Annotated in this window: 15 protein-coding genes; 8 read left to right on the plus strand and 7 right to left on the minus strand. The window is 65.0% G+C overall.

Annotated features, from left to right (window positions below):
• Positions 1–51: 51 nt before the first annotated feature.
• Positions 52–771: a 16S rRNA (uracil(1498)-N(3))-methyltransferase gene (locus ACK59Z_RS22130; RefSeq protein WP_108190282.1), complete on the plus strand. Its 720-nt coding sequence runs from the start codon at positions 52–54 to the stop codon at positions 769–771.
• Here the strand turns inward: ACK59Z_RS22130 and trhA are convergent, their stop codons facing one another.
• The 7 genes from trhA to ACK59Z_RS22165 all read right to left on the minus strand — a co-directional run bounded on the left by trhA (position 772) and on the right by ACK59Z_RS22165 (position 10,449).
• Positions 772–1,389, minus strand: a complete 618-nt coding sequence (gene trhA / locus ACK59Z_RS22135; protein WP_003249338.1) for a PAQR family membrane homeostasis protein TrhA — start codon at positions 1,387–1,389, stop codon at positions 772–774.
• Positions 1,390–1,592: 203 nt separating this feature from the next.
• A complete protein-coding gene (locus ACK59Z_RS22140; protein ID WP_003249336.1) occupies positions 1,593–2,066 on the minus strand; it encodes a chemotaxis protein CheW in 474 nt (157 codons plus the stop codon).
• Complete coding sequence (locus ACK59Z_RS22145) at positions 2,059–6,999, minus strand: Hpt domain-containing protein (RefSeq protein ID WP_409293669.1); 4,941 nt, start codon at positions 6,997–6,999, stop codon at positions 2,059–2,061. Before ACK59Z_RS22145 ends, ACK59Z_RS22140 begins: the two co-directional genes overlap by 8 nt.
• Positions 7,000–7,011: 12 nt before the next feature.
• A complete protein-coding gene (locus tag ACK59Z_RS22150) occupies positions 7,012–9,036 on the minus strand; it encodes a methyl-accepting chemotaxis protein (protein ID WP_230623075.1) in 2,025 nt (674 codons plus the stop codon).
• Between the two features lie 47 nt (positions 9,037–9,083).
• On the minus strand, positions 9,084–9,638 hold the full coding sequence (locus ACK59Z_RS22155; protein WP_003249330.1) for a chemotaxis protein CheW: 555 nt from the start codon (positions 9,636–9,638) through the stop codon (positions 9,084–9,086).
• Positions 9,635–10,000: a twitching motility response regulator PilH gene (pilH, locus tag ACK59Z_RS22160; RefSeq protein ID WP_014592657.1), complete on the minus strand. Its 366-nt coding sequence runs from the start codon at positions 9,998–10,000 to the stop codon at positions 9,635–9,637. Before pilH ends, ACK59Z_RS22155 begins: the two co-directional genes overlap by 4 nt.
• Positions 10,001–10,047: 47 nt before the next feature.
• A complete protein-coding gene (locus ACK59Z_RS22165) occupies positions 10,048–10,449 on the minus strand; it encodes a PleD family two-component system response regulator (RefSeq protein WP_003249324.1) in 402 nt (133 codons plus the stop codon).
• Positions 10,450–10,687: 238 nt separating this feature from the next.
• Here ACK59Z_RS22165 and gshB point away from each other — a divergent pair, with 238 nt between their 5' ends.
• The 7 genes from gshB (at position 10,688) to ACK59Z_RS22200 (ending at position 16,650) form a co-directional block, all read left to right on the plus strand.
• Entirely contained in the window at positions 10,688–11,641 is a 954-nt protein-coding gene (gene gshB, locus ACK59Z_RS22170) for a glutathione synthase (RefSeq protein WP_108190284.1), read from the plus strand.
• A gap of 91 nt (positions 11,642–11,732) precedes the next feature.
• The gene (locus ACK59Z_RS22175; RefSeq protein ID WP_409293670.1) at positions 11,733–12,638 is read left to right on the plus strand and encodes a TonB family protein; all 906 of its coding nucleotides are present in this window, start codon (positions 11,733–11,735) and stop codon (positions 12,636–12,638) included.
• A gap of 164 nt (positions 12,639–12,802) precedes the next feature.
• Positions 12,803–13,372: a YqgE/AlgH family protein gene (locus ACK59Z_RS22180; protein WP_003249318.1), complete on the plus strand. Its 570-nt coding sequence runs from the start codon at positions 12,803–12,805 to the stop codon at positions 13,370–13,372.
• The gene (gene ruvX, locus ACK59Z_RS22185; RefSeq protein WP_409293671.1) at positions 13,372–13,797 is read left to right on the plus strand and encodes a Holliday junction resolvase RuvX; all 426 of its coding nucleotides are present in this window, start codon (positions 13,372–13,374) and stop codon (positions 13,795–13,797) included. The genes ACK59Z_RS22180 and ruvX overlap by 1 nt, the downstream gene beginning before the upstream one ends.
• Positions 13,798–13,846: 49 nt before the next feature.
• Positions 13,847–14,365: a bifunctional pyr operon transcriptional regulator/uracil phosphoribosyltransferase PyrR gene (gene pyrR / locus ACK59Z_RS22190; RefSeq protein ID WP_003249313.1), complete on the plus strand. Its 519-nt coding sequence runs from the start codon at positions 13,847–13,849 to the stop codon at positions 14,363–14,365.
• Between the two features lie 12 nt (positions 14,366–14,377).
• The gene (locus ACK59Z_RS22195; protein WP_003249311.1) at positions 14,378–15,382 is read left to right on the plus strand and encodes an aspartate carbamoyltransferase catalytic subunit; all 1,005 of its coding nucleotides are present in this window, start codon (positions 14,378–14,380) and stop codon (positions 15,380–15,382) included.
• A complete protein-coding gene (locus tag ACK59Z_RS22200; protein ID WP_010955564.1) occupies positions 15,379–16,650 on the plus strand; it encodes a dihydroorotase in 1,272 nt (423 codons plus the stop codon). Before ACK59Z_RS22195 ends, ACK59Z_RS22200 begins: the two co-directional genes overlap by 4 nt.
• Positions 16,651–16,703 lie beyond the last annotated feature (53 nt).

The following is a 16,703-nucleotide window of genomic DNA, read 5'->3' on the forward strand; positions in this document are numbered from 1 at the left end:
CACGCCCGCTCCCACAGGGGATCTGCGTCTCTCTATTTACCGAGCAAACCCATGAGACTGTCCCGCTTCTTCATCGACGCCCCCCTGAGCCTTGGCGAGCACGACCTGCCCGAGGCCCAGGCCCATTACATTGGCCGCGTGCTGCGCATGGCACCCGGCGACGCCGTGCAGCTGTTCGATGGCAGCGGCCAGGAATTCCGTGGTCAGTTGCTCGAGGTGGGCAAGAAAACTGTCCGCGTCAGCCTTGACCAGGCCTTTGCCGGCCAGGCCGATTCACCGCTGCATGTGCACCTGGGCCAGGGCCTCTCCCGTGGCGAGCGCATGGACTGGGCGATCCAGAAGGCCACCGAACTTGGCGCCAACGAAATCACCCCGATCGTCAGCGAACGCTGCGAAGTGCGCCTGAAAGACGAACGCGCCGACAAGCGCCTGGCCCACTGGCGCCAAGTGGCGATCAGCGCCTGTGAACAATGCGGGCGTTCTACCTTGCCAGTCATTCACCCACCCGTGCCCCTGGCGGAATGGTTGAGCAGCACCAAGGCTGACCTGAAACTGGTCCTGCACCCGGTGGCCGAGCCGCTCACCAGCCATGAAAAGCCCGCAACACTGGCCTTCCTGATCGGCCCCGAAGGCGGCCTTAGCGAGGCCGAAGTCGAGCAGGCCAAAGCCGCCGGCTTCCACGCAGCACGCCTTGGCCCGCGCGTGCTGCGCACCGAGACCGCGCCGGTGGTGGCGCTGTCGGTGGCACAGCAGTTGTGGGGCGATTTTTAACTAGCGCACGTAGAACGACACCGCCACGAAGTGCATCAGGCTGCCAGCGATCACGAACAGGTGCCAGATGCCATGCCAGTGGCGGAAGCGGCTGTCGAAAGCGAAGAAAATGATGCCGACGGTGTAGAACACGCCGCCGGCAGCCAGCCAGGCGAAGCCTGCAGTGCCCAGCGAGTTCAGCAGTGGTTTGACTGCCACCAGCACGATCCAGCCCATTACCGCATAGATGATGATCGACAGGATCCGCGCCTCGGAGCGCGGCTTGATCTCTTGCAACATGCCGATGATCGCCAGCCCCCAGACCACGCCGAACAGGCTCCATCCCCAAGGGCCGCGCAGGCTGACCAGGCAAAACGGCGTGTAGCTGCCGGCAATCAGCAGATAGATCGACAGGTGGTCGAGCTTGCGCATGATCACTTTCGCCCGCCCACGGGTGCTGTGGTACAGGGTGGAGATGCTGTACAGCAACAGCAGCGTGCCGCCGTAGATGGAGAAGCTGACGATCTTCCACGGGTCGCCTTGCAGGCCCGCGACCACGATCAGCCAGATGGCACCAATAGCAGCGAGGACGGCACCGACCAGGTGGGTCCAGGCGTTGAAGCGTTCACCGTAATACATGCAAACACAGACCTCCTGAAGTGGGCAGGGTTCCTGATGTGATGCTGATGGCTTCGCTCTTTGTGGGAGCGGCCTTGTGTCGCGAAAGGGGCGCGAAGCGGCCCCAGGTTGTCATTGCCACAGCATGAACCGCCGGGGCTGCTGCGCAGCCCTATCGCGACACAAATCCCCACCCCAGACGACCAGGCCCTGCGCCTCACATCCTAACCAAGATCAGGTTGCAGATCCGCGTCACGCACCAGCCTTTCCAAGGCGACCAGGTCCGGCACCCGCGCCACCTGCTCACCCACCTGCACCGCCGCCAGCTCCAACCTGCCCAGCGCCACATCCACGTAGTTCAGCTGGCTGTCGAGCTTGCACGAGCGCGGAATGTCCTGCAGCAACAGCGCCAGGTACCGCAAACCGGTATCGCCCAAAGCATTGAGCACCACCACGCGAGCCCGCTCCCCGCACGGCGTCTCACCACCGCACGCGGCCTCGAAACCGATCAACGGCAGGCGTTGCTGACGCCAGTCAATCCACCCCAGGTGCCAGGCGGGGTCGCCATGCTGGCACACCAGGTTACGCTGCCCGCTCAACTCGGCCACCGCCACGTTGGGCAACACCAGCGTGCGGTCCCCCAACGGTAGCAACAGCCCGGTCAGGCTGCTGCGCTGGCCGGAAATCAGTTCAAGCATGGGCCTGGCTCCAGTGGGCGATGCTCTGCAACAGCAGCGACTCCTGGTACGGCTTGCCCAGGTATTCGTTGACGCCGATGGCCATGGCGCGGTCCCGGTGCTTCTGCCCGGTACGCGAGGTGATCATGATGATCGGCAAGTCTTTCAACCGTGCGTCACGGCGGATGCGTGTGGCCACCTCGAAGCCGTCCATGCGCGGCATTTCGATGTCCAGCAACAACACGTCGGGCCGGTGCTCTTCCAGCAGGGCCATGGCATCGACGCCATCCTTGGCCGTGAGCACGCTCATGCCGTGGCGCTCCAGCAGGCGGCTGGTGACCTTGCGTACGGTTACCGAATCGTCCACCACCATCACCAACAAGGCACGGCGCGGTGCAGGGCCAAGCAACTGGCGTTGGCTACCGCCTCCGGGCAGGCGGGCCAGCCGTCGCTGCTGGCCGCGCAGCTGGCCCAGCAGGTCAAGAATCAGTACCACCCGGCCATCGCCCAGCAGTGTCGCCCCCGATAACCCGGCAACCGCGGCAAACTGCGGCCCCAGGCTTTTCACCACGATCTCACGGCTGGGCGACAGGTTGTCGGCCTGGATGGCAAACGACTGCTCCTTGGAATGCACCAGCAGCACCGGCAACGGCACACTTTGCCCCAGCAGCGCCGGGCGCGGCAGGCCTTGCAGCAACTCGCCCAGGTAGCGCAGCTCGTATTCGTGGCCGGCATAGACATAGCGCGGCGAGTCCAGCTGGTAGCACGCCGCAAGCTCGGCAGGTGGCACGCGGACGATGCCCTCGATGGTATTGAGCGGAATGGCGTATTGCTCTTCGCCCAGGTGCACCATCAGCGCACGGTTGATCGACACGGTGAACGGCAGGCGGATCAGGAAACGCGCCCCCTTGCCCGGCGCCGACTCGATACTCATCGAGCCACCCAGTTGCTTGACCTCCTCGTGCACCACATCCATGCCCAGCCCACGCCCGGAAATCTGGGTAATCTTTTCGGCGGTGGAAAAGCCTGGCCGCAGGATGAACTGCAGGATTTCGTGGTCACTCAACTGCGCCTGCGGGTCCAGCAGGCCGCGCTTGATGGCCTTGCGCCGCACCGCTTCCAGAGGCACGCCAGCACCATCATCCGTCATTTCGATGACGATATCGGCGCCCTCATGCAGCAAATTCAGGTGAATGGTGCCCTGCTCCGGCTTGCCGGCGGCCAGGCGCATTGCGCGGCTTTCCAGGCCGTGGTCAACGGCGTTGCGCAGCATATGCTCCAGCGGCGCCACCATACGCTCCAGCACACTGCGGTCCAGTTCGCCCTCGGCATTGCCAACCACCAGTTCCACCTGCTTGCCCAGCTCGCTGGCCACCTGCCGCACCACGCGCTGCAAGCGCGGCACCAGGCGCTCGAACGGCACCATCAGGGTGGCAGTCAGGCCCTCCTGCAACTGGCTGTTCACCCGCGCCTGCTGCTGCAGCAGGCTGTAGGCCTCCTGAGCGCGCTGAGCCAGGGTCTCCTTCAGGTCCAGCAGGTCCGAGGCAGACTCGAAGAGGGCCCGTGACAGCTGCTGCAGCTGGGAGTGGCGGTCCATTTCCAGCGGGTCGAAGTCGTCATAGGCATCGCCTTCGAACTGCTGCCGGCTGGAGATTCGCCCCTGGGTCTCGACATCCAGACGCAGCAACTGATCACGCATGCGCTCGAGTGTGGTTTCCATCTCGTTGAGGGCGAACTGCGCGTCGTTGACCTGCTGCTCGATGCGCCCACGGATGATCGAGTGCTCGCCGGCCAGGTTACCCAGGTCGTCGAGCAGCTCGGCGTCGACCTTGACCATGTCACCCGGTGCCCGCTCTGGTGCTGCTGCCGGAACTTCGGCGGTCGCAGCTTCTGGCGGCCCCTGGCCTGCGGCAGTGTCTGTCAGTGCGGCGCTGCTGAAGTTTCGAATGTAGTCGATCAGCGCCGTGGCGGCATGCAGCGGCTGCCCCAGGCGCACAGCGTCAAGCATATGCGCCAGCCGGTCGTGGCAGTTCTGCAGCAGTGCGAACAGTGGCGCGCTTGGCGGCAATCTACCCGCAGCCAACAGCTCGTAGAGGAACTCCAGTTCGTGGGCCAGGTCGCCGATCGGGGTGATTTCGACCATGCGCGCCACGCCTTTGAGGGTGTGCAGGTCGCGCATCAGGTTGTCCACCTCGACGCTGCTGCGCGGGTCGGCCTGCCAGCGCGCCAGGGCCGCTGCGGCGCTCTCGACGATGTCCGAGCTTTCTTCCAGGAACACTTCCAGCAGCTCTTCGCCGGGGCTTTCCGGTGCCTCGGCAAGCGGCTCTGCCACCTGCGGCTGCAACGGCGGGTGCGGCAGCCCCAAGGTATCGGCCAGGTCCATGTCCGGGTGCAGCGGTGTGACCGTATCGATGCCCACCAGGCCGGTGGCATCCGGCGCCAGGGCCTGGTCCAGCAGGTTGCGCAGGCTGTCGACCAGCTCCGGGCGCGGTGGAATATCCTGTCCGGCCGCCACTTCGTCCAGCATGTCCAGCAACGCTTCATGGGCCCGCTGCGCCTGGCTGAAGAAGCGGGAATCGGCAGGCAGGCTGCCCTCCTCCACCGCGCCATACAGGTCCAGCAACGCCTCGCACACCTCATCCATCTGCCACAGGTCGGCCAGGTGCGCAGCGTGCCCCAGGGTGGTCATCTGGTCGAGCAGGTTATCCAGTGCGTCACGCTGGGCGGGCTGTTGCTGCCAGCGCGACAACAACGTCTCTGCATCGAGCAGAATGTCCATGGCCTGCGCCAGGAAGCTGGCGACCAACTGCGGATCACGCTTGCTGCGGCCGGCAGGGTGCGAGTCTTCATGCAGACTGGCCAGGCGGCCGTCCACGGCCTGGCCCACCTGCTCGATCAGTTCCGCGGCGCCGGGAATGGCGGCCAGCGGTGTGCTATCGAGTTGCGCCAAGCCCAGATGGAACAACGACCGCGCAGCTTCCAGCCACTCCATCTCGGCCATTTGCAGTGGCAGTTGATGACCCTTGTATTCACGGGCCAGGCGGTCGAAGGCGGTGGCCAGTTCGGCGACCGGCATCACCCCGGCCATGGCGGCACTGCCTTTGAGTGTGTGCAAGGCACGCTGCAAGTCATCACTGACCGGCGTGTCGTGGCCACCGGCGCTTTGCAGATAAACCTCAAGGCTAGCCAGATGGCCCTGCGCCTCGGTACGAAAAATGCCCAGCAACTGCGGATCGAGGCCATCGACACCGGCAGCCGCCGGGGCATCGTTTTCGGCCAGGCTGTGCAGGTGCCCGGCCAATTGCTCGATTTCAGTCAGTTGCGGCAACTGGCCGGCGGCAAAGTCGGCCAGCAAGTCAGGCAGGTGAACGAACACCTGCTGCAGCGCTACAACCCCTTCCGGGGTGAGCACGCTGCGGCCCTCGAGCACCCGGTTCAGCAGGTGCTCGGCGCCCCAGGCCAGTTCAGCCACCGCCTCGGCATGCACCATGCGGCCACTGCCTTTGAGTGTATGCAGCGCGCGACGCACTTCGCCCAGCGCCTCGCGCTGCTGGTTGTCGGCACGCCAGCGCAGCCAGTGGCGCTCGATTTCCGGCAGCAGCTCGCCCGCTTCATCAAGGAACACCTCGCGAAGCTCGTCATCGATGCCGTCGCCACTGCCGTCCAGGTCTGCGCTGGCCCCAACCACCGCGCACTGCACACCCAGCGCCGCCAAGCTGGCCCGCGCCATCTCGATAAAGGGTTGGCCATCGGCCAGCGGGTCGGCCGCCCGCCATTGCAGGTAGCATTCGGCAGCGCTCAGCGCCTCAGCCAAGTGCGTCAGCTCATCAACCGGCGGCTCTTCCTCCAGGTGCTGCAACCAACGCTGCACATAGCTTACGCAGCCGACAAACAGCTCGGCCACGGCGGGCAGCATCAACATGGCCAGTGCCCCGCGGATCTGCTGCAACAGCCCCGGCAAGGGTTGCAGGCGTTGCCGGGGCCAGTCGGACTCCAGGTAATCGCCGATCAGATCCTTGGCCTGCTGCAACACGTTCAGCGCTTCATGCAGCACCAGCTGGCGTATCTCCGCCAGGTCCGAGCCTGGCAGGCTGCCTTGGCCGCTTTCCTCCAAAGGGCCGACCATGCCGTTCAGGGAGGCCTCCACGTACAGCAGGGCCCCCGCCACGTCCATCAACACCGCGTCGTCCACCGCCCGCTCGCCCTGAGCCAATGCCTGCAACGCCAACACCTGGTCGATGATCACCCGCCGCGGTTGCTGAAAGCCCAGTACCGCCAGGGTGTCAGCCACGTGGCGCAACGGTGCCAGCAGCGCATCGAGCTGCTCGCTGTGCTGACGGTCGCCGCGGCCGTACTGGTCCAGGCGCTCCTTGATGCGCATCAAGTCGTCGCACAGTGCAGTCACCACCGAACGCAGCGCATCGCGCCCCGACCCGGCCTGCAGCTGGTCACGCCAGTTGCCCAGCGACAGGTCGAGGTTGGCAAGGTCATCGTCACCCGCAAAGCGTTGGGCGGCACCGGTCATCAGGCTGGCCTGGGCCAGCGGTTCCTCCCCACGGCAGGCACGCAGCTGGTTGAGCAACGGCAGCATGACCAGTGGCAGGTCGTGGCGGGCACCGCGCAACCGCTCCAGGTACGAGGGCAACTGCTCCAGGCCGCGGAACAATGCGCCCAGGCAATCACCCCGGGGGCTGACCTGGCCGTCGGCCAATGCCTTGGCGAACAGCTCCAGCTCCTCGGCCAGGCGCGTGGCGCCGCGCAGTTCGAGCATACGCAGGCAGCCGTGCACCTGATGCAGGTTGTCGACCACGAAAGCCATCATCGACAGGTCACCCGTCTCGCCGGCAAAGCGCTCCAGCGCCTGCCGTGCCTGGCCCAGGCAATCGAGGATGGCGGCCTTGGTCCAGGCCAGCGCCACTGTTTCGTGACGCTCGGGGCTTACTGCAGAAGCCATGGTCACTATTCCTTAACGCGGCTCGGTCGGTGGTGGCAGGGTGAAACCGGACACCGAACGGCGCATCTCGCTGGCCATGCGGGCCAAGTGGCGGATGCTGTCGGCGGTGGCACCGGAGCCGGCAGAGGTTTGCGCGGTAATCTGCTGGATCACCGCCATGGTGTGGGAGATCTGCCCGGCCGACGAGGTCTGCAACTGGGCAGCGTCGGAGATGCTGTGGATAAGGTCGGCGAGGTTCTGCGATACCCCTTCGATCTCGGCCAGCGCCACCCCGGCATCCTGGGCCAGGCGTGCACCACGCACCACTTCGGCGGTGGTCTGCTCCATGGAGATCACCGCCTCGTTGGTATCGGCCTGGATGGTACGCACCAGCGCCTCGATCTGGCGGGTGGCAGACGATGAGCGCTCAGCCAGGCGCTGCACCTCGTCGGCAACCACGGCAAATCCGCGGCCGGCCTCACCGGCCAGCGAGGCCTGGATAGCGGCGTTCAGGGCAAGAATGTTGGTCTGGTCGGCAATGTCGTCGATCAGGCTGACGATGTCGCCGATTTCCTGGGAGGACTCGCCCAGACGCTTGATCCGCTTGGCGGTGTCCTGGATCTGCTCGCGAATGTTGTCCATGCCGTTGATGGTGTTGTGCACCACCTCGTTGCCCTTGTTGGCGATAGCCACCGAACGCTCGGCCACCTTGGCCGATTCGTAAGCATGCGCCGAAACCCGATCGATCGACTCGACCATGTCGCCCACCGCCTCGGACGCCTCGCTGATCTGTGCAGCCTGGTGCTCGGAGGCCTTGGCCAGCTGCCGCGCAGTGTTCTGCGTGTCCTGCACGGCGGCAGCGACCTGCATTGCACTGTGGTTGATGGTGGCGACCAGGTCGCGCAACTGGTCCACGGAATAGTTGATCGAGTCGGCAATGGCGCCGGTAAAGTCTTCAGTCACCGATACGGTTACCGTCAGGTCGCCATCTGCCAGCTCTTCGATTTCGTCGAGCAGGCGCATGATGGCCTGCTGGTTGCGTTCGTTCTTTTCTGCGGTCTCGCGCAGTTGGCGGTTGGTGGTGCGCACCATGACCAGGCCGATGAGGATGATCGAGGCCAGCGCCAGCAGCCCCAGGGCATAGCCGCCAACGGTGTCGAGGGTGCGCCCGCCAGCCAGGTTCTCGAAACCGTTCGCCAGGTGCGACGCTTCGTCGAGCAGGGTTTGCGAAAGGCTGAAGATGTTGCCCGCAGCCTCCCGTACACGGAACAGTTCGGGGGAGGTTTCGAGGATTTCATCCACCGAACCGGCAACGAACTGGAACAACTCGGCGATTTCGGCCAGCCGCGCACGCGCATCGGCGTCCTCGACGCGGGTTATCTGGATTGTCGCATTGCCATTGAGCATGCCCTCCAGCACCTGGCCAAAGCGCCCGGCGTCACGGCCGAAGGCATCGGCCGCCTGGGCGGCGCTGTCGTCACCGGCCAGCACGGTGTTGACCGAGCCAAGGATACGTTCGGCCAGCAACAGCTGGCGCTGGGCCACCGCAACCTGATTGGCCGGGGCACCGCTCTGCAGCAGGATCTCGACCACTTTCTCGTATTCCACCTGCAACTGCGGCACGGTCTCGGCCAGGGTCGCTGCCACCTGGTGCAGCGACAGCACGGTCTGCTCGCTGGCCAGGATGATGTCGGTGTTCTTGCGCAGGTTTTCCCAGTCGCGGCGTACCGATTCCATCTCGTCACGCACCGAAGGTGGCGCAGGCGGCAGGCCAGTGGACCTGTCACCCTGGCGCAGGTAGCCCCAGCGTCGTTCGAAATCATTGCGTGCATCCGACAGCAGCTTGAAAGCCAGGGCCTTGCCGGTGGCCGCCTCGGTGGCGTTCTTGGCGATACGCTGCGACAGCACGCGCAGCTCGCCGGCATGGCCGATGTACTGCTTGTCGTAGTTGGATTGGGTATTCAGGTAAGCAAAGTTGGCGAACAGCAAGATGATCGAAAGGATCAGGATCAGGAACAGCACGGTGATCTGCGCGATGCTGCGGGTACGTGGGCTCACGGTGGTGGCAGTGACGGGGGTGGCAGGCTTGTTCACGTTCGCAGGTCCTATAACGCCACATCGAGAAAGCCTGGCGCCTGGGCCAAGGCAAAGGGGCTGAAGATCGCCCAGTTACGTTCACGCGGAAAATACCCCTGCACAAAGCGCGCAGCGGCAAGGATCAGAGGCTGCGGCGGCGACAGCTGCAGGCTGTCGAGGGCAAAGTGCTGAAGGCCCAGCACCTCGTCGACCAGCAAGCCGACGAACAGGTCGTCGTGATCCAGCACCAGCACTCGCCGCTGCTTGCCCGGTGCGGCGTGGCCCAGGCCGAAGAAGCAGCTCAGGTCCATCACCGGCAACAGCCGGCCACGCAGGTTGGCCACCCCGCACACCCACGGCTGCACGCCGGGGACGCGGCTACTGCGCGGTTCGCGCAGCACCTCGGCCACTTCGCCCATGGGCGCGACGAACCACTGCCCGGCAATGCGAAAGCCAATGCCGCTCCACTGCTGCACGCGGTTGTCCTGCGGCGGCTGGTCGGCGACCAGCAGGCGGCAGCGCCGGTCGATGTCCAGCAACAACTCAAAGGCGGTCAGCGACGCGCCTTGCGGGCGGGTGGTCAAGCCCCCAGCACTTCTTTGAGCTTGGCGATCAGCGCCTCCTCTTCCACCGGTTTGGTCAGGAAGTCACGGGCACCCTGGCGCGTGGCCCAGATACGGTCGGTTTCCTGGTCCTTGGTGGTTACCACGATCACTGGAATAGCGCTGGTTTCCGGGTCCTTGCTGAGCTGGCGGGTGGCCTGGAAGCCGTTCATGCCAGGCATGACAATGTCCATCAGCACCGCGTCGGGCTTGTCCTGCCGGGCCAGGGCCACGCCGTCGGCACCGTTGCTGGCCTTGAGCACCTGGTAGCCGTGCTTTTCCAGCCATTCGGTCAATCTGTACATCTCTGTCGGCGAGTCGTCGACAATCAGAACTCGGGCCATGCTGTTTCCCCATCAGGAAAGTAGGACCGCGCCATGGCGGGGCTCGGTCAGGGTGCGTGTTGTTGAGGTGTGGCGAACCCGGGCACATGGGCGCGGATCGCATCGAGCAGTTCTTCCTTGCTGAACGGTTTGGTCAGGAACTGATCGGAACCGACCACCCGGCCGCGGGCCTTGTCGAACAGCCCATCGCGGGACGACAGCAGGATAACCGGGGTGTCCTTGAAGGCACTGTTGTGCTTGATTACCGCGCAGGTCTGGTAGCCGTCCAGGCGTGGCATCAGCACATCGACAAAAATGATGCTGGGCTGATGGTCGACGATCTTGGCCAGGGCATCGAAGCCATCGCTGGCGGTGATTACCTCGCAGCCCGCTTCACCGAGCAACATCTGCGCGGTGCGGCGGATCGTGCGGGAATCGTCGATCACCATCACCTTCAGGGGTTGTTCCATAGACGCCTACCAGTAGGATTGAAGCCGCAAGTTGCAAGCGGCAAGCTGCAAGAAAGCAGCTCGGCGCATGGATGCTCTTTTCTTGAGGCTTGTAGCTCAAGGCTTGCAGCTGCATTTTTAGCACACTCCGGGTGGCCATTCCATCTGCCGCGCCCCTTGACCGGCGGCGCTCCCGGCGCCACCCTGAGCCACTTTTCTTTCGATCCACCGCGGCCACCTGCCGCCAAGAGGACCCCCCATGAGCGTTCGCCTCGGCATTGTAATGGACCCCATCGCGTCCATCTCCTACAAGAAGGACAGCTCGCTGGCCATGCTGCTGGCCGCCCAGGCACGCGGCTGGAGCTTGTTCTACATGGAACAGCAAGACCTGTACCAGGGCGAAGGCAAGGTCCGCGCCCGCATGCGCCCGCTGACGGTGTTTGCCGACCCTGCACGCTGGTTCGAACTGGGCGAGGAGCAGGACAGCCCGCTGGCCGAGCTGGACGTGATCCTGATGCGCAAGGACCCGCCCTTCGACATGGAGTTCGTCTATAGCACTTACCTGCTGGAACAAGCCGAGAACGACGGCGTACTGGTGGTAAACCGCCCGCAAAGCCTGCGCGACTGCAACGAGAAGATGTTCGCCACGCTGTTCCCGCAATGTACCACCCCGACCCTGGTCAGCCGCCGCCCGGACATCCTTCGCGAATTCACCGCCAAGCATGCCGACGTGATCCTCAAGCCACTGGATGGCATGGGCGGTACGTCGATCTTCCGTCACCGCGCGGGCGACCCCAACCTGTCGGTGATCCTGGAAACCCTGACCGCACTGGGCACCCAGCAGATCATGGCCCAAGCCTACCTGCCGGCAATCAAGGACGGCGACAAGCGCATCCTGATGATCGATGGTGAGCCAGTGGACTATTGCCTGGCACGCATTCCGGCCAGCGGCGAAACCCGTGGCAACCTGGCCGCGGGCGGGCGTGGCGAAGCCCGCCCACTGACCGAGCGCGACCGCTGGATCGCCGCCCAGGTCGGCCCGACGCTGCGCGAGAAGGGCCTGCTGTTCGTTGGCCTGGACGTGATCGGCGACTACCTCACCGAAATCAACGTCACCAGCCCCACCTGTATCCGCGAGATCGATGCCGCCTACAACACCGATATCGGTGGCAAGCTGATGGATGCCATTGATCGCAAGCTCAAGGCACGCTGACAGCCAACGCGAAGTAAAGCCGTAGAGTGGGGTATGATGCCGGTCCTATTCGACTGAGCTGCTGCCCCGCCCTGCGGTTGCTGGATACCTGATGACGCTGCCCGCTGACGTCCCTGCCGACCTGCTGCCTCCCCGTGTTCGCCCTGCGGACCGGCTTGGCTTCACCCTGTTCCTGGCTGCGCTGGTGCACCTGGCGCTGATCCTTGGCGTCGGCTTCCCCGTGGTCAAGCCTGCCGAAATCCGCCACACCATGGACATCACCCTGGCCACCTTCAAGAGCGAGAAACCGCCCGAGAAGGCTGACTTCCAGGCCCAGGACAACCAGCAAGGCAGCGGCACCCTGGACAAGAAAGCGGTGCCCAAGACCACCGAGCTGGCGCCGTTCCAGGACAGCAAGATCAACAAGATCACCCCACCGCCTGCAGCCAGGCCCGAGGTGGTCCCACCCCCTCCCCCGAAAAAGTCGGCGGTGGTGACTACTGCGCCCAAGCCGCACAAGGTCGAGCCCAAACCCAAGGAAAGCAAAGCACAGCCCAAGCCAGCCACACCGGCGCCGGACTTCGACAGCTCGCAGTTGTCCAGCCAGATCGCCAGCCTGGAAGCGGAGCTGTCCAACGAACAGCAGATGTACGCCAAGCGCCCGCGCATCCATCGCCTGAACGCCGCGTCGACCATGCGCGACAAGGGCGCCTGGTACAAGGAAGAGTGGCGCAAGAAGGTCGAGCGCGTGGGTAACCTCAACTACCCCGACGAAGCACGCCGACAGCAGATCTACGGCAACTTGCGCATGATGGTGTCGATCAACCGCGATGGCTCGCTGTACGAGGTGCTGGTACTGGAATCATCCGGGCAGCCCGTGCTGGACCAGGCGGCGCAACGCATCGTGCGGCTGGCCGCGCCTTTTGCACCGTTTACCGGGGATCTGGCCGAGTTCGACCGGCTGGAGATCATCCGCACCTGGCGCTTTGCCCGTGGGGACCGTTTGTCCAGTAATTGAGTTCAGCCTTGGTGTAGGGCTTTCGGTGCGTGCTAGCGCGGATATCGAGCGCCGCGCGGGCGGCGCTCGATCTCAAAAGCGCCAAAAACCTCAAGCCAAGCGCCAACCTGACGACACAAATCCGCACCTTGTCAGTCTCGCCACCTGGCGCCACACTATCCCCCATGAAAACCCTCGCACCCAGCTACCTCAAGCACCAGTTCCTGATCGCCATGCCGCACATGGCCGATCCGAACTTCGCCCAGACCCTCACGTATATCGTCGAGCACAATGAGCATGGCGCCATGGGCCTGGTGGTCAACCGACCACAGGAACTGAGCCTGGCCGACATCCTCGAGCAGCTGCGCCCGGACGAAACGCCGCCGGCCAGCACCTTGCAGGTGCCGATCTACCAGGGTGGCCCGGTACAAACCGACCGCGGCTTCGTGCTGCACAGCAGCGAGTGCAGTTTCCAGGCCAGCGTAGCGCTGGAAGGGCTGTCGCTGACCACGTCACAGGACATATTGCTGGCTATAGCCGCCGGTGTGGGGCCGAAACAGAGCCTGATCACCTTGGGCTATGCCGGTTGGGAAGCGGGCCAACTGGAAGCGGAACTGGCCGACAACGCCTGGCTGAACTGCCCGTTCGACCCGGAAATCGTCTTCGGCATGGCCAGCGACCTGCGCCTTGAGGCTGCGGCCGCCAGCCTGGGGATCAACCTGCACCTGCTGACCAGCCAGGCGGGCCACGCCTGATGGCTGAACTACGCCTGCTGCTGGGCTTCGACTATGGCAGCAAACAGATCGGCGTGGCCGTCGGCCAGGTGATTACCGGCCAGGCCCGCGAACTGTGCACCCTGAAGGCGCAGAACGGCGTACCGAACTGGGCCCAGGTGGAAAAGCTGATTGCCGAATGGAAGCCAGATGCCATTGTCGTCGGCCTGCCGCTGAACATGGACGGTACGCCCAGCGAGATGAGCGCCCGCGCCGAAAAGTTCGCCCGCCGCCTGAACGGCCGCTTCAACCTGCCCGTGCACACGCACGACGAGCGCCTGACCACCTTCGAGGCCAAAGGCGAGCGCATGGCCCGTGGCGGCCAGCGTGGCAGCTACCGCGACAATCCGGTCGATGCCATTGCCGCTGCCTTGCTGCTGCAAGGCTGGCTGGAGGCCAATACCTGATCATCTTTGCCGCCGGGCCCACCCGGCGCACCCTTCCAAGGAGCCCGCAATGAGCCTACCCAATCCCGCCGAGCTGATCCGGCAGATGGCTGTCGACCTTCGTGCCCACCTGGCGCGCCGGGCAATCACCGAGCCCCGTTACATCGGTATCCGCACCGGCGGCGTCTGGGTTGCCCAGGCCCTGCAGGATGCCATGGGCGACACCAGCCCAATGGGCACCCTGGACGTGTCGTTCTACCGCGACGACTTCAGCCAGAACGGCCTGCACCCACAAGTGCGCCCGTCCGAGTTGCCGTTCGAAGTCGAAGGCCAGCACCTGGTGCTGGTGGATGACGTGCTGATGAGCGGTCGTACCATCCGCGCGGCGCTCAACGAACTGTTCGATTACGGCCGCCCGGCCAGCGTCACCCTGGTCTGCCTGCTGGACCTGGATGCCGGCGAACTGCCGATTCGCCCGAATGTGCTCGGCGCCACCCTGTCGCTGGGCGCCCATGAACGGGTAAAATTGACCGGACCCGCACCGCTCGCCCTCGAGCGCCAGGACCTCGCCTCCGCTTCCGCCCTTTAAGAGTCCCCCGCGATGACGCCAATCGACGCCAAGCGCCCGCTGCAGCTCAATGATCAGGGCCAGCTGCGCCACTTCCTCTCGCTTGACGGTTTGCCTCGCGAACTGCTCACCGAGATCCTCGACACCGCCGACTCCTTCCTGGAAGTCGGTGCCCGGGCTGTGAAAAAAGTCCCGTTGCTGCGCGGCAAGACTGTGTGCAACGTGTTCTTCGAGAACTCGACCCGTACCCGTACCACCTTCGAACTGGCAGCCCAGCGCCTGTCGGCCGACGTGATCAGCCTGAACGTGTCGACCTCCTCGACCAGCAAGGGCGAAACCCTGTTCGACACCCTGCGCAACCTCGAAGCCATGGCCGCCGACATGTTCGTCGTACGCCACTCCGACTCCGGCGCCGCGCACTTCATTGCCGAGCACGTGTGCCCGGAAGTGGCCGTGATCAACGGCGGTGACGGCCGCCACGCGCACCCGACTCAGGGCATGCTCGACATGCTCACCATCCGCCGTCACAAAGGCAGCTTCGAAAACCTGTCCGTGGCGATCGTCGGCGACATCCTGCACTCGCGTGTGGCCCGTTCCGACATGCTCGCGCTCAAAGCGCTGGGTTGCCCGGACATCCGCGTGATCGGGCCGAAAACCCTGATCCCGATCGGTATCGAGCAGTACGGCGTAAAGGTCTACACCGACCTCGCCGAAGGCCTGAAAGACGTCGACGTGGTGATCATGCTGCGCCTGCAGCGTGAGCGCATGGCCGGTGGCCTGCTGCCCAGTGAAGGCGAGTTCTACCGCCTGTTCGGCCTGACGACCGCGCGCCTGGCCGGGGCCAAGCCTGACGCCATCGTCATGCACCCGGGCCCGATCAACCGTGGCGTAGAAATCGAGTCGGCGGTTGCCGATGGCAAGCACTCGGTGATCCTCAACCAGGTCACCTACGGTATCGCCGTGCGCATGGCCGTGCTGTCCATGGCCATGAGCGGGCAGAACGCGCAACGTCAATTGGACCAGGAGAACGCCCAGTGACCATCAGTATTCTTGGCGCCCGGGTGATCGACCCCAACAGCGGCCTTGACCAGGTCACCGACCTGCACCTGGACGGCGGCCGCATTGTCGCCATCGGCGCCGCACCGGCCGGCTTCAGCGCCAGCCGCACGATCCAGGCTGATGGCCTGGTCGCTGCGCCCGGCCTGGTCGACCTGGGCGTGTCCCTGCGCGAACCGGGTTACAGCCGCAAAGGCAACATCGCCAGTGAAACCCGCGCTGCCGTTGCCGGCGGTGTCACCAGCCTGTGCTGCCCGCCACAGACCAAGCCGGTGCTGGACACCTCGGCGGTAGCCGAACTTATCCTTGACCGCGCCCGTGAAGCCGCCAACAGCAAGGTCTACCCGGTCGGCGCCCTGACCAAGGGCCTGGAGGGCGAGCAACTGGCCGAACTGGTGGCCCTGCGTGACACCGGTTGCGTAGCGTTTGGCAACGGCCTGAAGGAAATCCCCAACAACCGTACCCTGGCCCGCGCCCTGGAGTATGCCGCCACCTTCGACCTGACGGTGGTGTTCCACTCCCAGGACCGCGACCTGGCCCAGGGCGGCCTGGCCCACGAAGGTGCCATGGCCAGCTTCCTCGGACTGCCAGGCATCCCGGAGAGCGCCGAAACCGTGGCCCTGGCGCGCAACCTGCTGCTGGTGGAACAGAGCGGCGTGCGTGCGCACTTCAGCCAGATCACCAGCGCCCGTGGCGCGCGGCTGATCGCCCAGGCCCAGGCCTTGGGCCTGCCTGTGACCGCCGATGTAGCGCTGTACCAGCTGATCCTCACGGACGAGTCGCTGCGCGAGTTCTCCAGCCTGTATCACGTGCAGCCGCCGCTGCGCACCGCTGCCGACCGTGACGGATTGCGTGAGGCGGTGAAGTCGGGGGTGATCCAGGCCATCTCCAGCCACCACCAGCCGCACGAGCGCGACGCCAAGCTGGCCCCGTTCGGCGCCACCGAGCCGGGTATCAGCAGCGTCGAGTTGCTGCTGCCACTGGCCATGACCCTGGTGCAAGACGGCCTGCTCGACCTGCCAACCTTGCTGGCCCGCCTGAGCAGCGGCCCGGCTGCCGCCCTGCGCCTGCCGGCTGGGGAACTGAAAGTGGGTGGCGCGGCCGACCTGGTGCTGTTCGACCCGCAAGCGTCCACCGTTGCTGGCGAACAATGGTTCTCCCGTGGCGAGAACTGCCCGTTCATCGGCCACTGCCTGCCAGGTGCGGTGCGTTATACCTTGGTCGATGGGCACATCTGCCACGAGGCCTGAGTAACATGCTTCGCGGGCACGCCCGCTCCCACAGGATCACCACAATTCCAAGG

The sequence above is a fragment of the Pseudomonas sp. KCJK9058 genome, assembly GCF_046230975.1.
In the GTDB taxonomy this organism is placed as follows: domain Bacteria; phylum Pseudomonadota; class Gammaproteobacteria; order Pseudomonadales; family Pseudomonadaceae; genus Aquipseudomonas; species Aquipseudomonas alloputida.

What these genes read in the sequence shown, in the direction of transcription:
- ruvX (WP_409293671.1), top strand. Translation starts at nt 13,372, where the DNA reads ATGGCTGAACTACGCCTGCTGCTGGGCTTCGACTATGGCAGCAAACAG.
- pilH (WP_014592657.1), bottom strand. Translation starts at nt 10,000, where the DNA reads ATGGCCCGAGTTCTGATTGTCGACGACTCGCCGACAGAGATGTACAGA.
- ACK59Z_RS22165 (WP_003249324.1), bottom strand. Translation starts at nt 10,449, where the DNA reads ATGGAACAACCCCTGAAGGTGATGGTGATCGACGATTCCCGCACGATC.
- trhA (WP_003249338.1), bottom strand. Translation starts at nt 1,389, where the DNA reads ATGTATTACGGTGAACGCTTCAACGCCTGGACCCACCTGGTCGGTGCC.
- pyrR (WP_003249313.1), top strand. Translation starts at nt 13,847, where the DNA reads ATGAGCCTACCCAATCCCGCCGAGCTGATCCGGCAGATGGCTGTCGAC.
- ACK59Z_RS22145 (WP_409293669.1), bottom strand. Translation starts at nt 6,999, where the DNA reads ATGGCTTCTGCAGTAAGCCCCGAGCGTCACGAAACAGTGGCGCTGGCC.
- ACK59Z_RS22195 (WP_003249311.1), top strand. Translation starts at nt 14,378, where the DNA reads ATGACGCCAATCGACGCCAAGCGCCCGCTGCAGCTCAATGATCAGGGC.
- ACK59Z_RS22175 (WP_409293670.1), top strand. Translation starts at nt 11,733, where the DNA reads ATGACGCTGCCCGCTGACGTCCCTGCCGACCTGCTGCCTCCCCGTGTT.
- ACK59Z_RS22130 (WP_108190282.1), top strand. Translation starts at nt 52, where the DNA reads ATGAGACTGTCCCGCTTCTTCATCGACGCCCCCCTGAGCCTTGGCGAG.
- ACK59Z_RS22140 (WP_003249336.1), bottom strand. Translation starts at nt 2,066, where the DNA reads ATGCTTGAACTGATTTCCGGCCAGCGCAGCAGCCTGACCGGGCTGTTG.
- gshB (WP_108190284.1), top strand. Translation starts at nt 10,688, where the DNA reads ATGAGCGTTCGCCTCGGCATTGTAATGGACCCCATCGCGTCCATCTCC.
- ACK59Z_RS22180 (WP_003249318.1), top strand. Translation starts at nt 12,803, where the DNA reads ATGAAAACCCTCGCACCCAGCTACCTCAAGCACCAGTTCCTGATCGCC.